The 13,194-nt window shown below is 67.2% G+C and carries 11 protein-coding genes; all 11 read right to left on the bottom strand.

Going from position 1 to position 13,194, the window contains the following annotated elements:
* Positions 1-4: 4 nt before the first annotated feature.
* The 11 genes from purD to BMZ43_RS13455 all read right to left on the bottom strand — a co-directional run bounded on the left by purD (position 5) and on the right by BMZ43_RS13455 (position 13,003).
* The gene (purD, locus tag BMZ43_RS13505; RefSeq protein WP_017641063.1) at positions 5-1,288 is read right to left on the bottom strand and encodes a phosphoribosylamine--glycine ligase; all 1,284 of its coding nucleotides are present in this window, start codon (positions 1,286-1,288) and stop codon (positions 5-7) included.
* Positions 1,289-1,378: 90 nt separating this feature from the next.
* Complete coding sequence (gene purH, locus BMZ43_RS13500; RefSeq protein WP_093254272.1) at positions 1,379-2,971, bottom strand: bifunctional phosphoribosylaminoimidazolecarboxamide formyltransferase/IMP cyclohydrolase; 1,593 nt, start codon at positions 2,969-2,971, stop codon at positions 1,379-1,381.
* Positions 2,972-3,037: 66 nt separating this feature from the next.
* Positions 3,038-3,355 (bottom strand): DNA-binding transcriptional regulator Fis, encoded by a 318-nt coding sequence (fis, locus tag BMZ43_RS13495; RefSeq protein ID WP_026083845.1) that lies wholly within the window; start codon positions 3,353-3,355, stop codon positions 3,038-3,040.
* Positions 3,352-4,344: a tRNA dihydrouridine synthase DusB gene (dusB, locus tag BMZ43_RS13490; protein ID WP_093254270.1), complete on the bottom strand. Its 993-nt coding sequence runs from the start codon at positions 4,342-4,344 to the stop codon at positions 3,352-3,354. The genes fis and dusB overlap by 4 nt, the downstream gene beginning before the upstream one ends.
* A gap of 155 nt (positions 4,345-4,499) precedes the next feature.
* Positions 4,500-5,930, bottom strand: a complete 1,431-nt coding sequence (locus tag BMZ43_RS13485; RefSeq protein ID WP_017641060.1) for a DUF3426 domain-containing protein — start codon at positions 5,928-5,930, stop codon at positions 4,500-4,502.
* Positions 5,931-6,040: 110 nt separating this feature from the next.
* Positions 6,041-6,916, bottom strand: coding sequence for a 50S ribosomal protein L11 methyltransferase (gene prmA, locus BMZ43_RS13480; protein WP_093254267.1), 876 nt, complete (start codon positions 6,914-6,916; stop codon positions 6,041-6,043).
* Between the two features lie 209 nt (positions 6,917-7,125).
* The gene (accC, locus tag BMZ43_RS13475) at positions 7,126-8,472 is read right to left on the bottom strand and encodes an acetyl-CoA carboxylase biotin carboxylase subunit (protein ID WP_064309286.1); all 1,347 of its coding nucleotides are present in this window, start codon (positions 8,470-8,472) and stop codon (positions 7,126-7,128) included.
* 16 nt (positions 8,473-8,488) lie between these two features.
* Positions 8,489-8,950 (bottom strand): acetyl-CoA carboxylase biotin carboxyl carrier protein, encoded by a 462-nt coding sequence (gene accB, locus BMZ43_RS13470; RefSeq protein WP_017641057.1) that lies wholly within the window; start codon positions 8,948-8,950, stop codon positions 8,489-8,491.
* 53 nt (positions 8,951-9,003) lie between these two features.
* Positions 9,004-9,447 (bottom strand): type II 3-dehydroquinate dehydratase, encoded by a 444-nt coding sequence (gene aroQ / locus BMZ43_RS13465; protein ID WP_093254265.1) that lies wholly within the window; start codon positions 9,445-9,447, stop codon positions 9,004-9,006.
* 116 nt (positions 9,448-9,563) lie between these two features.
* Entirely contained in the window at positions 9,564-11,327 is a 1,764-nt protein-coding gene (gene dsbD / locus BMZ43_RS13460; protein ID WP_093254263.1) for a protein-disulfide reductase DsbD, read from the bottom strand.
* Between the two features lie 56 nt (positions 11,328-11,383).
* A complete protein-coding gene (locus BMZ43_RS13455) occupies positions 11,384-13,003 on the bottom strand; it encodes a response regulator (protein ID WP_068384974.1) in 1,620 nt (539 codons plus the stop codon).
* Between the last annotated feature and the right edge of the window lie 191 nt (positions 13,004-13,194).

Genomic DNA, 13,194 nt, shown 5'->3' with positions numbered 1-13,194 from the left:
AGCTTCAGTGTCGCTCGCGAGCGATGGCGCGGTAGCCGATGTCGCTGCGGTGGAAGCAGCCATTCCAGGAGATTTCCCGGGCTAGCACAGAGGCGTTCTGCTGGGCGGCGGAGACCGTTTCGCCCAGGGCCGTGGCGCACAGCACCCGACCGCCGGCCGTCACGACCTGACCGTCGCGCAGGCTGGTGCCGGCGTGGAACACCTTGCCCGGCAGGGCCGCGGCAGCTTCGAGACCGGCGATGGCATCACCCTTGGCATAGTCACCTGGATAGCCGCCAGCGGCCAGGACGATGCCCAGGCTCGGGCGCGGATCCCAGCAGGCTTCGATCTTGTCGAGGGCCTCGGCCAGGGCGGCTTCCACCAGCAGCACCAGGCTGGACTGCAGGCGCAGCATCACCGGTTGGGTCTCGGGATCGCCGAAACGGCAGTTGAATTCGATGACCTTGGGCGCACCGCTCTGGTCGATCATCAGACCGGCGTAGAGAAAGCCGGTGTAGACATTGCCTTCGCGGGCCATGCCGGCCACGGTGGGTTCGATGATTTCGCGCATGACCCGGGCGTGGACCTCGGGGGTCACCACCGGCGCCGGGGAGTAGGCGCCCATGCCGCCGGTGTTGGGGCCGCTGTCGCCGTCGCCGACGCGCTTGTGGTCCTGGCTGGTGGCCATGGGCAGCACGTTCTTGCCGTCGACCATGACGATGAAGCTGGCTTCCTCGCCGTCGAGGAATTCCTCGATCACCACCCGCGCCCCGGCATCGCCGAAGGCGTTGCCGGAAAGCATGTCACGCACGGCGTCCTCGGCTTCGGCCAGGGTCATGGCGACGATCACGCCCTTGCCGGCGGCCAGGCCATCGGCCTTGATCACGATGGGCGCACCCTGCGCGCGCAGATAGGCCAGGGCCGGCTCCACCTCGGTGAAGTTGGCATAGGCGGCGGTGGGGATCTGGTGCCGGGCCAGGAAGTCCTTGGTGAAGGCCTTGGAGCCTTCCAGCTGGGCCGCGCCGGCGGTGGGGCCGAAGCAGGGCAGGCCGCGGCGGCGGAACAGATCGACCACCCCGGCCACCAGCGGCGCCTCGGGGCCGACGATGGTCAGCTCGACGTTGGCGGCGGCGAAGTCGGCCAACTGGTCCAGGGCCAGGACGTCGAGGGCGACGTTCTCGCACTTGGCCTCGGTGGCGGTGCCGGCGTTACCGGGGGCGACATAGACCTTGGTGACCCGGGTGTCCTGGGCGACCTTCCAGGCCAGGGCGTGTTCGCGACCGCCGCTGCCGATGATGAGTACGTTCATGAAGCTTTCCTCTGGGCGGACCGCACGTGGCCATCCGCCGTTGACGATGGAGTCGACGCCGAAGGCCCGATGCCTTCGGCGGAGCGGGCCTTAGTGACGGAAGTGGCGCATGCCGGTGAAGACCATGGCGATGCCGGCTTCGTCGGCGGCGGCGATGACCTCGGCGTCGCGCATGGAGCCGCCCGGCTGGATCACCGCGGTGATGCCATTGGCCGCGGCGTTGTCGATGCCGTCACGGAAGGGGAAGAAGGCGTCCGAGGCCATGACCGCCCCGGCCACGGCCAGACCGGCGTGTTCGGCCTTGATGGCGGCGATGCGTGCCGAGTTGACGCGGCTCATCTGGCCGGCACCGATACCCACGGTCTGCTGACCCTTGGCGTAGACGATGGCATTGGATTTGACGAATTTGGCCACCTTCCAGGCGAAGATCAGGTCTTGCAGCTCCTGCTCGCTGGGCGCGCGCTGGGTCACCACCTTGAGGTCGTCGGCGGTGATCATGGCGATGTCGCGGCTCTGCACCAGCAGACCGCCGTTGACGTGCTTGAGGTCCAGGCCGGGCTTGCGCTCGGCGGGCCATTCGCCGCATTCCAGCAGGCGGACGTTGGCCTTGGCCGCCACCACCTCGCGGGCCTCGGCGCTGACGCGCGGGGCGATGATCACCTCGACGAATTGACGTTCGACGATGGCGCGGGCGGTCTCGGCGTCCAGTTCGCGGTTGAAGGCGATGATGCCGCCAAAGGCCGACTCGCTGTCGGTGGCATAGGCCAGTTCATAGGCCTGGCGGATGTCGCTGGCCACGGCCACGCCGCAGGGGTTGGCGTGCTTGACGATGACGCAGGCCGGCGCGTCGTAGCTCTTCACGGTTTCCAGGGCGGCGTCGGTGTCGGCGACGTTGTTGAAGGACAGTTCCTTGCCCTGCAGCTGGGTGGCGGTGGCCACGCAGGCTTCGCTGGCGTGCTCGACATAGAAGGCGGCCTGCTGGTGCGGGTTCTCGCCGTATCTCATGTCCTGCGCCTTGATGAACTGGGCGCTGAAGGTGCGCGGGAAGGCGGCGCGGCCTGCGGTGGACAGGGTCTCGGCCTGCTGGTCGATGCTGCCCAGGTAGTTGGCGATCATGCCGTCGTAGGCGGCGGTGTGCTCGAAGGCCTTGAGCGCCAGGTCGAAGCGCTGGGCATAGGTCAGGCCGCCGGCCTTGAGGTCGTCGAGGATGGCCGCGTAGTCGCTGGCATTGACCACGATGGCGACGTCCTTGTGGTTCTTGGCCGCGCTGCGGACCATGGTCGGCCCGCCGATGTCGATGTTCTCGATGGCGTCGGCCAGGCTACAGCCGGGCTTGGCCACGGTGGCGGCGAAGGGGTAGAGATTGACCGCGACCAGGTCGATCGGACGGATGCCGTGTTCGCTCATCACCTCATGGTCGACGCCACGACGACCGAGGATGCCGCCGTGGATCTTGGGATGCAGGGTCTTGACGCGACCGTCCATCATCTCCGGGAAGCCGGTGTAGTCGGCGACTTCCACCGCCGGGATGCCTTCGTCGCGCAAGAGCTTGTAGGTGCCGCCGGTGGACAGGATTTCCACGCCGATGGCCGCGAGTTCACGGGCGAAGTCGACGACGCCCGTCTTGTCGGACACGCTGATCAGCGCACGGCGGACGGGGAGGCGAGAGGTCTGGTCGGTCATGGTCATGTCCATCAGGAGGAAGAAGACCGCCGGTCAAGCCCCCTGGGCCGCCGGCGAGGAGGCGGATCAGAGCAGGTCGTACTGCTTGAGCTTCTTGCGCAGGGTGCCGCGATTGAGCCCGAGCATCTCCGACGCCTTGGTCTGGTTGCCCTTGACGTAATTCATCACGCTTTCGAGCAGGGGTGCTTCCACTTCGCAGAGCACCATGTTGTAGACGTCGGTCACCGGCTGCCCATCGAGGTGGGCGAAGTAATTGCGCAGCGCCTTTTCCACGCTGTCGCGCAGCGTCTGGCCTTCCTGCAGGGGAGCGGTCAGGTGCTGCTTGAGGTCGCCGTTGTCACTCACGGGCGCTGTTCCAGTCAAAGTCTCGGTCATCGAATTCATGCCACCTGCTTCCCGGTCGGGGGCTGCGCGAAGAACGCGCGAATGCTGGCGTGCTGGGCTTGGGTGTCTTGCAGTCGGTTGAACTGGGCGCGCGATTCCGCGGCGCCCGGCCGGTCGGCCAGGTACCAGCCGACGTGCTTGCGGGCGATGCGCACGCCCATTTCCGGGCCGTAGAAGGCGTGCAGGGCGTCGAGATGCTCCAGCAGGATGGCCTCCACCTCGGCAGCGCTGGGCGCCGCCAGGTGTTCGCCGGTCGCCAGGTAGTGGGCGATCTCGCGGAAGATCCAGGGCCGACCCTGGGCGGCGCGGCCGATCAACAGGCCGTCGCAGCCGGTGTGTTCGAGCACCTTGCGGGCCTTTTCCGGGCTGTCGATGTCGCCGTTGGCGAACACCGGGATGTCGACCGCCTGCTTGATGGCGGCGATGGTGTCGTACTCGGCGGCGCCGAGGAACCGGTCGTCGCGGGTACGGCCATGCACGGCCAGGGCCTGGATGCCGGCCGCCTCGGCCAGCTGCGCGATGCGCAGGCCGTTGCGATTGTCGGGACTCCAGCCGGTGCGGATCTTCAGGGTCACGGGCACGTCCACTGCCGCCACCACGGCGGCGAGGATCTCGGCCACCAGGGCCTCGTCCTTCATCAACGCGGAGCCGGCGGCCTTGTTGCAGACCTTTTTCGCCGGACAGCCCATGTTGATGTCGATGATCTGGGCACCCAGTTCGACATTGCGCTGGGCCGCTTCGGCCAGCATCGCCGGATCGCCGCCGGCGATCTGCACCGAACGCGGTTCCTGCTCGCTGGCGTGGATCAGGCGCAGCCGCGACTTGCGGCTGTCATAGAGCCGCACGTCACTGGTCACCATTTCCGACACGGCCATGCCGGCGCCGAGTGCCAGGCACAGGCGCCGGAAGGGCAGGTCGGTGACCCCGGCCATGGGCGCGAGAATCAGCGGATTGGGCAAGGTATAAGGGCCGATGCGTACCATCGACATATCTTTTTCCCTGGCGAATAGGCGACTGTTCCGCCTGCGCCGGAAACCGGCCGCGGACAGGGGCTGCTGTGCTTGAAAAGGGTTGGGAATGATACCCGCTCGCCGCCTCGGGATAAAGCGCGAGTTGGCTAGTTTATGAGCAATTCACCCTGGGGCTACTCCGGCGAGAAGAAGCTCAGACTGTAGTTCACCGCCCGCGGGCCGGGGTCGAGAATGTCCAGCGCGATGTGGATCGGCGTCTGCGGCGGCATCTCGTCCTGGCCTTTCAGTTCGCCATTCAGGTATTCGCCCGGCTTGAAACGGCGGCTGGCGAGCAGCTGGCCGTTGAGGTCGGCGAAGCGCAATTCCAGCATCGGAAAGGGCTGCGAGAAGGGCGCCCGGTTGTAGAGGATGGCATCGACGCGCAGGGCGCCGGAGAATTGCGGATGGCTGCGCACTACCAGGTTGCTGCTGCGGATCTGCTGGACATCGACCTTGGACGGCACCTTGCAGCCCAGGCTGGCACAGGCCTGGACGAACAGCGGGCGATAGCTGTCCTGCCGTGCCAGTTCGTCGAAGTGGTAATAGACGTACTGGCCGGCCAGGCCGAGCAGTGCCAGCAGGCAGAGCAGTAGCCACAGCAGGCGGCGCCCCCAGTGTGGGCGCTGCTGGTGACTGTCCAGTTGCAGCGGTTCGTCGTGCAGGTCCAGCAGCGGATCGTCCTGCCATTCCGGCTCGCTGCGCAGGACGCCCGCGGACTTGGCCGCCGGCGCCTCGTCGTCGCGGTCGCGGTCGGCGCTGAGAGGTTCGGCTGCGGGCTCCTGCCAGTCGTCGAGGCGGCCCAGGCCGGGTTCGGCGCGTTCGTCTTCGTCGGCCTCGACCCGGCCGAGTGCCGGCTCCTGGCGCTCGGCCGGGGCGGCGGTGAGGGGCGCGGGCGGCGTGGCCGGGGCCGGTTTCAATGGGGTGCGCAGGGCCGTGAGCGGGGCCGCCGGCGCGACGGCAGGCAAGGGGCTGATGGCCGGCTCGGGCTCGGGTTCCGATGCGAATGCAGGTTCCGGCGCAAGCGCTGGTTCCGGTTCGGCGGCGGTGAGGGGCACAGACAGCGGTTCGGGCTCGAACGCCACTTCGGGCTCGGTCGGCAGGCGCAGGGATTCCGGCTCGGGTTCGCGTGCGGCGGATAGGGCGCCAAGCGAAGGCAGCGCGAAGGCCTCCTCGTCTTCCTGGAGGCGGCGGGCAGCCAGGCCTTGGGCCGGTGCCGGTTCTTCCCGCGGCGTGGTGACGGCAGGCGGCGCGGCGATGGCGGGAGGCGCAGTCGGCGCGCGGCGCTGTTCTTCCAGGGCGCCCAGGCGAGCAACCTCGGCGTCCAATTCCAGATGGCTCAGGTCCAGTTCGTCATGGGGCCAGGCCGCTTCACTGGGCGTCGGCGCCGGCATGGGCGGCGCGGGCACGGGTTCCGGTGCCGTCAAAGGCGCGGCCTGATTGCTGGCGTTGAACACTTCCAGGCAGACGCCACAGCGTACGTCGCCATCCGCGGCGGCCAGGTGTTCCTGGGTGACGCGGAAGCGGGTATGGCAATGCGGACACTGGGCGACGAGGGATTCGGTCATGGCGAGGCGACAGCCAGGGAATTTAAGCGCGCTAGTGTACCCGAAGGCCCAGGCGAAAGAAGGGGCTCCACCGGGCCGCCGGGTAAGCGGCCTGGTGGAGCCTTGGCCGATCAGCGGCGGCGGGTCCCGCTGATGCGCACCCAGCCGTCCAGGGTGGCGGTGGGCTCCAGGTCGAAGCAGCCGGCGTAGGCGGCGCGCACGTCCTCGGCCTGCTCGGCGAGGATGCCGGAAAGCGCCAGGCGCCCGCCGATGCGGGTCAGACGGGTGATTTGCTCGGCCAGGCCGACCAGCGGACCGGCAAGGATGTTGGCCACCACCACGTCGGCCGGCTCGTCTGGCAGATCGGCGGGCAGATAGAGCGCAAAGCGTGCCGGGTCGATGCCGTTGCGATTGGCGTTCTCCCGCGAGGCTTCCAGGGCCTGGACGTCGATGTCGGTGCCCACGGCGCGCTCGGCGCCCAGTAGCAGGGCGGCGATGGCGAGGATGCCCGAGCCGCAGCCGAAATCCAGCACCTGCCGACCTGCGACCGGTTCGCCGTCCAGCCATTGCAGGCACAGCGAGGTGGTGGGATGGGTGCCGGTACCGAAGGCCAGGCCCGGATCCAGCAGCAAGTTGACCGCCTCGGGTTCCGGGGCCTCGTGCCAGCTGGGCACGATCCACAGCCTCTGGCCGAAGCGCATGGGCTGGAAGTTGTCCATCCAGCTGCGCTCCCACTCCTGGTCTTCCAGGCGCTCCACCTCGTAGGTCAGGCCGTTGGCCAGCAGCTGCACGCGCTGTTCCAGGGCCGCGGCGTCGGTGTCGCCTTCGAACAGTGCCAGCAGGTGGGTCTGGGACCACAGCGGGGTGGTGCCCAGATCCGGCTCGAAGATCGGCTGGTCTTCGGCGTCCATGAAGGTCACCGAGACCGCGCCCAATTCGAGCATGAGGTCTTCGTAGGTTTCCGCCTGGGCGGGGGTGAGGGCGAGGCGGACTTGCAGCCAGGACATGGTGGGCTACCTGAATCGGGTCAAAGCGGGGAGGGTAAATGAAAACGGGCTGCCCGAGGGCAGCCCGTTTACTAGGTAAGAAGCCGACGGGGCGAGCGAGCTAGGTCAGGCAAGGCGGAAATCGCCGAGGAAGCGCAGTTTACACAGCGTAAATGAGCATTCCGAGGCGATTTTCAACGCAGCCTGGCCGACGCGCAGCCGTCACGTCCTCAATGGCGCATGCCGAGCTTCTTCTCCAGGTAGTGGATGTTCACCGCGCCCTGGCCGAAGGCCTGGTCGCGGGTCAGCATCCGGTGCAGATCGGCGTTGGTCTTGATGCCGTCGACGATCAGCTCGTCCAGGGCGTTGCGCATCCGGGCCATGGCCTCGTCGCGGGTCTTGCCCCAGGTGATCAGCTTGGCGATCAGCGAATCGTAGTTCGGCGGAACCTTGTAGCCGCTGTACAGGTGCGAATCGACCCGCACGCCGTTGCCGCCCGGGGCATGGAAATGCTTGACCAGGCCCGGGGAGGGCATGAAGGTCTTGGGGTCTTCGGCGTTGATCCGGCACTCGATGGCGTGACCGGTGATCTTAATGTCTTCCTGCTTGATCGACAGTTTGTTGCCAGCGGCGATGCTGAGCATCTCCTTGACGATGTCGACACCAGTGATCATCTCGGTCACCGGATGCTCCACCTGCACGCGGGTATTCATCTCGATGAAGTAGAAGCGGCCGTCTTCGTAGAGGAATTCGAAGGTGCCGGCGCCCCGGTAGCCGATGTCGATGCAGGCCTTGACGCAGCGCGCCAGGACTTCTTCACGGGCCTTTTCGTCGATCTGGGGCGCAGGCGCCTCTTCGATGACCTTCTGGTGGCGGCGCTGCAGCGAGCAGTCGCGATCGTAGAGGTGCACGGCATTGCCCTGGCCATCGGAGAGCACCTGGACTTCCACGTGACGCGGATTGCCGAGGAACTTCTCCATGTAGACCATGGAGTTGCCAAAGGCGGCGCCGGCCTCGGTCTGGGTCAGCTTGATCGACTTGATCAGCTCGGCTTCGTCCTCCACCACGCGCATGCCACGACCACCACCGCCACCGGCGGCCTTGATGATCACCGGATAGCCGACTTCGCGGCCGATGCGCAGGCACTCGGCCTCGTCATCCGGCAGGGCGCCATCGGAGCCCGGTACGGTGGGTACGCCGGCCTGCTTCATGGCGTTCTTGGCGGAGACCTTGTCGCCCATCAGGCGAATCACGCTGGCGGTGGGGCCGACGAAGGCGAAACCGGACTGCTCCACCTGCTCCGCGAAGTCGGCGTTCTCGGCGAGAAAGCCGTAGCCGGGATGGATGGCGGTGGCACCGGTGACTTCCGCGGCGCTGATGATGGCCGGGATGTTCAGGTAGGACAGGGGCGAGGGGGCCGGGCCGATGCACACCGATTCGTCGGCGAGGGACAGATGCATCAGTTCGCGGTCGGCGGTGGAATGAACCGCCACCGTCTTGATGCCCAGCTCCTTGCAGGCACGCACCACGCGCAGGGCGATTTCCCCGCGGTTGGCGATCAGGACTTTTTCCAGCATCGTGGGCTCCACGGGCTTAGACAATGGTGAACAGCGGCTGGTCGAATTCGACGGGCTGACCGTTCTCGACCAGCACCTGGCCGATGGTACCGCTGGCTTCGGCTTCGATGTGGTTCATCATCTTCATGGCTTCGACGATGCACAGGATGTCGCCTTTCTTCACCTGCTGGCCGACTTCGACGAAGGCCGGGGTGGTGGGCGAGGACGCGCGGTAGAAGGTGCCGACCATGGGCGAGCGAGCCACGTTACCGGTCAGTTGCGGAGCGGCGGCTTCGGCAGGAGCGGCGGCGGCCGGCGCAGCGGCCGGAGCCGGAGCGGCGACCGGCGCGGGGGCAGCGGCGTAGACGGTCTGCATGCCTTGGTTGCGGCCGGTGTTGCGGCTGATGCGGACGGACTCTTCGCCTTCGCGGATTTCCAGCTCGTCGATACCGGACTCTTCCAGCAACTCGATCAGTTTCTTGACTTTACGGATGTCCATTGGCGTTGGCTCTCCCCTCGGGTTCAGGTGATGTTCTGGATATTGAATCGCGCTCAGCCGCGGGCGGCGAGCTGTTCGCAGGCGGCTTCCAGGGCCAGGCGATAGCCACTGGCACCGAGCCCGCAGATGACACCGACCGCCACGTCGGAAAAATAGGAGTGGTGGCGGAAGGCTTCGCGCTTGTGCACGTTCGACAGGTGCACTTCGATGAATGGGATGCTCACCGCGAGCAAGGCGTCACGTAGCGCGACGCTGGTATGGGTGAAGGCGGCCGGATTGATCAGGATGAAATCCACCCCTTCGTCGCGCGCGGCGTGGATGCGTTCGATCAGCAGGTGTTCGGCATTGCTTTGCAGATACTGCAGGCGATGCCCCGCCGCGGTGGCGCGGGCTTCGAGATCGGCATTGATCTGGGCCAGGGTGGCACCGTAGACGCCCGGCTCGCGGGTACCCAGCAGATTCAGGTTGGGCCCGTGCAGTACCAGCAGATGCGCCATAGCCACTTGCCTCGCGATTTCGCAACCAGATTGGCCGCGGACTATGCCGCAACCGGAGGTGACTGTCCAGTCGCTAGACGTTTGCCGGAAATGCCCGCACGTTGGGCGAAATTCTTTTAATCGCTGGCGATAAGCCTTTTTGCTTCGCCCAGTCGGGCGAGAAAGCCCGCGGCGTCGATTTCGCCGACGATGCGTCCCTTTGCCTGTTCCTGGCCGTTGGCCGCATAGAACAGGATCGCCGGCGGGCCGAACAGGCCGTGCTGCTGCAGCCACTGCCGCTGTTCCCGGGTGCTTTGCGTCATATCGAAGCGGATCAGCTCGAAGTCCTTGAGTTGTGCCTGGACTTCGGGGTTGCCGAATACCTCGCGCTCGATGATCTTGCAGCTGATGCACCAGTCGGCGTAGACGTCTACCAGCACCGGTCGACCGCCGCCGAGACTGCTGGTTAGAGCAGCCGGATCGCTGAGGTTGCGCATGCCGTCGGGGTGCGCAGCCACTCCAGGCGCCGTCGAGTCACCCAGGGGCCGCAGCGGATCGCTGGCGCCGTGCAGGGCACCGATACCCGCCGCCACGCCATAGACCACCAGGGCCAGCCCGGCCAGTTGCAGCAGACGCTGGCGGGGCGGCTTGGGCACCCATTCCAGGGCCCCGAGAAACAACCCGACGCCGGCGGCCAGCAGGCCCCAGGCGGCCAAGGCCAGAGGTCCTGGCAACAGCCGTTCGAGCAGCCACAGGGCCACCGCCAGCAGCAGCACGCCAAAGGCGTTGCGCATGCCCACCAGCCAGGCGCCGCTGCGTGGCAGCAGGGCGCCGCCACCGGCGGCGATGAGGACCAGCGGGGTACCCATGCCCAGGCCCAGGGCGAACAGGGCGAGTCCGCCGCCAAGCCAGTCGGCGGTGCTGCTGATGTAGAGCAGCAGGCCCGCCAGGGGCGCCGAGACGCAGGGCGAGACGATCAGGCTGGAGAGCACGCCCAGGGTGGCCGCGCCGCCGAGGGAGCCGCCGCGGGTGCCGCTGGCCAGCTGTTCCAGGCGCTCGCGCAGGGCCGCCGGCAGGCGCAGTTCGAAAAGGCCGAACATGGCCAGGGCGAACAGCAGGAACAGCGCGGCGAAGGGAATCAGCACCCAGGCCGACTGCAGTTGCGCCTGCAGATTGAGACTGGCGCCAAAGACGCCCATGAGCGCGCCCAAGGCCGCGAAGCTCAGAGCCATGGGCACCACGTAGGCCAACGCCAGCAGCAGGCCACGACCCGGACGCGCCTTGCCGGCCAGCACCACCGCCGAGACGATGGGCAGCATCGGCAGGACGCAGGGGGTGAAGGTCAGCCCCAGCCCGGCGAGGAAGGCCAGCAGGAGTCTGTTCCAGCCGACCTGATCGGGGGCAGGGGCGCTGGCCGCCGGGCTCGCCGTGGGCAAGGCCGCGGAGCTGGCGATATCCAGGATGCGGGTTTCCGGTGGATAGCAGAGACCTCGGTCGGCGCAACCCTGGTAGGTGACCGTGATCCGACCGCCGCGGCCGGGCGCGAGGGGCAGGGGGATGTCGACGCCGGCGTGATAGACCTGGACATCGCCGAACCATTCATCGTGCTTGGGCTCGCCGGGCGGCAGGACCACCGGTGCGCTCAGCAGGCCGGGATCGGCGTCGAAGGCGAAGCGCTGCCGATAGAGGTAGTAGCCCTCGGCTATGGTGAAGCGCACCAGGGGGCGGCCCTCGGCATCACGGCGCTGCTCCAGGCGAAAGGCCTGATCCACCGGCAGGAATTGCTGGCCGCCGCGCTGACCGTCCAGGCCCAGCGTGGCGGTCGGGCGCGGTGCATCGAACAGGCCGGCGGCGGCGGGCAGGGTCAGCAGCAGGGTGAGCAGGAACAGCAGGACACGCATGGGCTTCTCGATGATCGGCAGCGGCCGATCATAGCAGAGGCACCCGGCCCGCCAGATCAGTCCTGGCCGTACTGACGCACGCAATTGCGTCCCGCATGCTTGGCGGCATAGAGGGCTTCGTCCGCCTGCTTGGCCAGCGCGGGCATCTCCTGGCCGGGCTGCAGCTGCGCCACGCCGGCGCTGAAGGTGCAGCTGAGTTCCTTGGGCGGTGCCGGATAGTGGATCTCGGCGAAGCGCTGGCGGATCTCGTCGATCAGGCGGGTGGCGGTGGCCAGGTCGGTGTCGGGCAGCACGACGGCGAATTCCTCGCCGCCATAACGGCCGATATGGTCGGACTTGCGCAGGCGCTGCTTGAGAAACAGCGCCAGGCTCTTGATCACCCGATCGCCCATGGGGTGGCCGTAGTGGTCGTTGACCTGCTTGAAATGGTCGATGTCCAGCATGGCGAAGGTGATCGGCCGCTGGCTGCGCCGCGCGCGGAAGCAGGCGTCTTCCAGCAGTTGCAGGGTATGGGTGTGGTTGTACAGCCCGGTGAGGCTGTCCTGGACGATGCGCGCCTGCAGGCTGCGCGCCCGGGCGGCGCGGGTGCGCACCGTGGCGATCAGGTGGCGCGGCTTGATCGGCTTGGTGAGGAAGTCGTCACCGCCTTCGCTCATGGCATCCAGCTGCTTGTCGAGATCGTCCTCGGCCGACAGATAGATGATGGGCACGCTGACATAGCGCTCGTGCTGGCGGATGACCTTGGCCAGCTCGGTGCCGATGCACTCGGGCATGTACATGTCGAGGATGATCAGATCGGGGGCGAATTCCGCCAGGTGCGCCATCACCGCCCCGGGTTGCATCAGGGTGCGGGTGACGATGCCGGCGCTGTTGAGCGCCATTTCCGTGGCCATGGCCTGGGCGCGGGAATCGTCCACCACCAGGGCGCGGATTGGATCGTAGTAGACGGTGCGGGTGAGGGTCTCGATCTTTTCCAGCAGCCGCGCCGAATCCAGGGTGCCGGTATAGAACTCCTGGCCACCGGCGCGCACCGCCGCCAGGCGAAAGGGCGTATCGGCCTCCTGGTGGCTGTAGAACAGCACCGGCAACTTGCGTTCGAGACCGGTCTGGGCCTCCAGCGCCAGCTGGATGCCGGCGCCGGCGCCGCCGAAGTCCACGTCCATGACGATGACCGCCGGATGGCGACTGTCCATCATCGCGCGGAAGTCGTCGGCATGGTGGACGATCTGGATGGTGACGCCGAAGTACTCCATCTGCTGCGCCAGGCGCTCGGCACGCTCGCTGTCGAGCAGGGCGATGTAGATCGGCTTGCGCAGCGGCGGCAGGCTGGTGGTTTCCAGCTGGTCGCCCTGGCGCAGCCCGGTGCGCGACAGGCTTTGCATGGCCTGGCTGAGTTCGGTGATGGCTTGGCTGTTGAGGCGGCCGCGATTGGCGGCGACCTGGGCCAGGGAGGCGCCGATGGTCTCGGCGAGCTCGGCATGGCCCTGCTGCTCGAAGCGCTTCGCGTATTGCAGCAGGCGCGCATTGGCGTCGGTCAGTTCGGCCAGGCTGCCGGCCGTCCATTCGTCTCGTTGCAGCCGCTGCCAGATCTCCAGCACCTGACGCGACTGGTGGATGACCCGTTGCGCGAAGTGCAGCTTGAGGCGGTCCCGGCTCGGATCATCTGGTTCGCTCACGAATTGTTCCGTCATTCTTGAGGTGGTGGCCCTATGCTACCAATTGCTGGCTGGCAGGGGAGAGGCGGTACCCTGGTTAGCGGCGGCGATGCCGCTCGCATGGACACTGTCGGTCGCTTCTGGAGTAGCGTTTGTCGCCTGTTACCCTAGGCTCGGAGGCGGCTGCCCAGGTGCATTGCGCCCGAGCGGCC

Source organism: Pseudomonas sp. Snoq117.2 (genome assembly GCF_900110545.1).
GTDB classification, from domain to species: domain Bacteria; phylum Pseudomonadota; class Gammaproteobacteria; order Pseudomonadales; family Pseudomonadaceae; genus Chryseomonas; species Chryseomonas benzopyrenica.
Note: the sequence above shows the minus strand (reverse complement) of the source record. Positions and strands in the feature narration are given on the sequence as shown.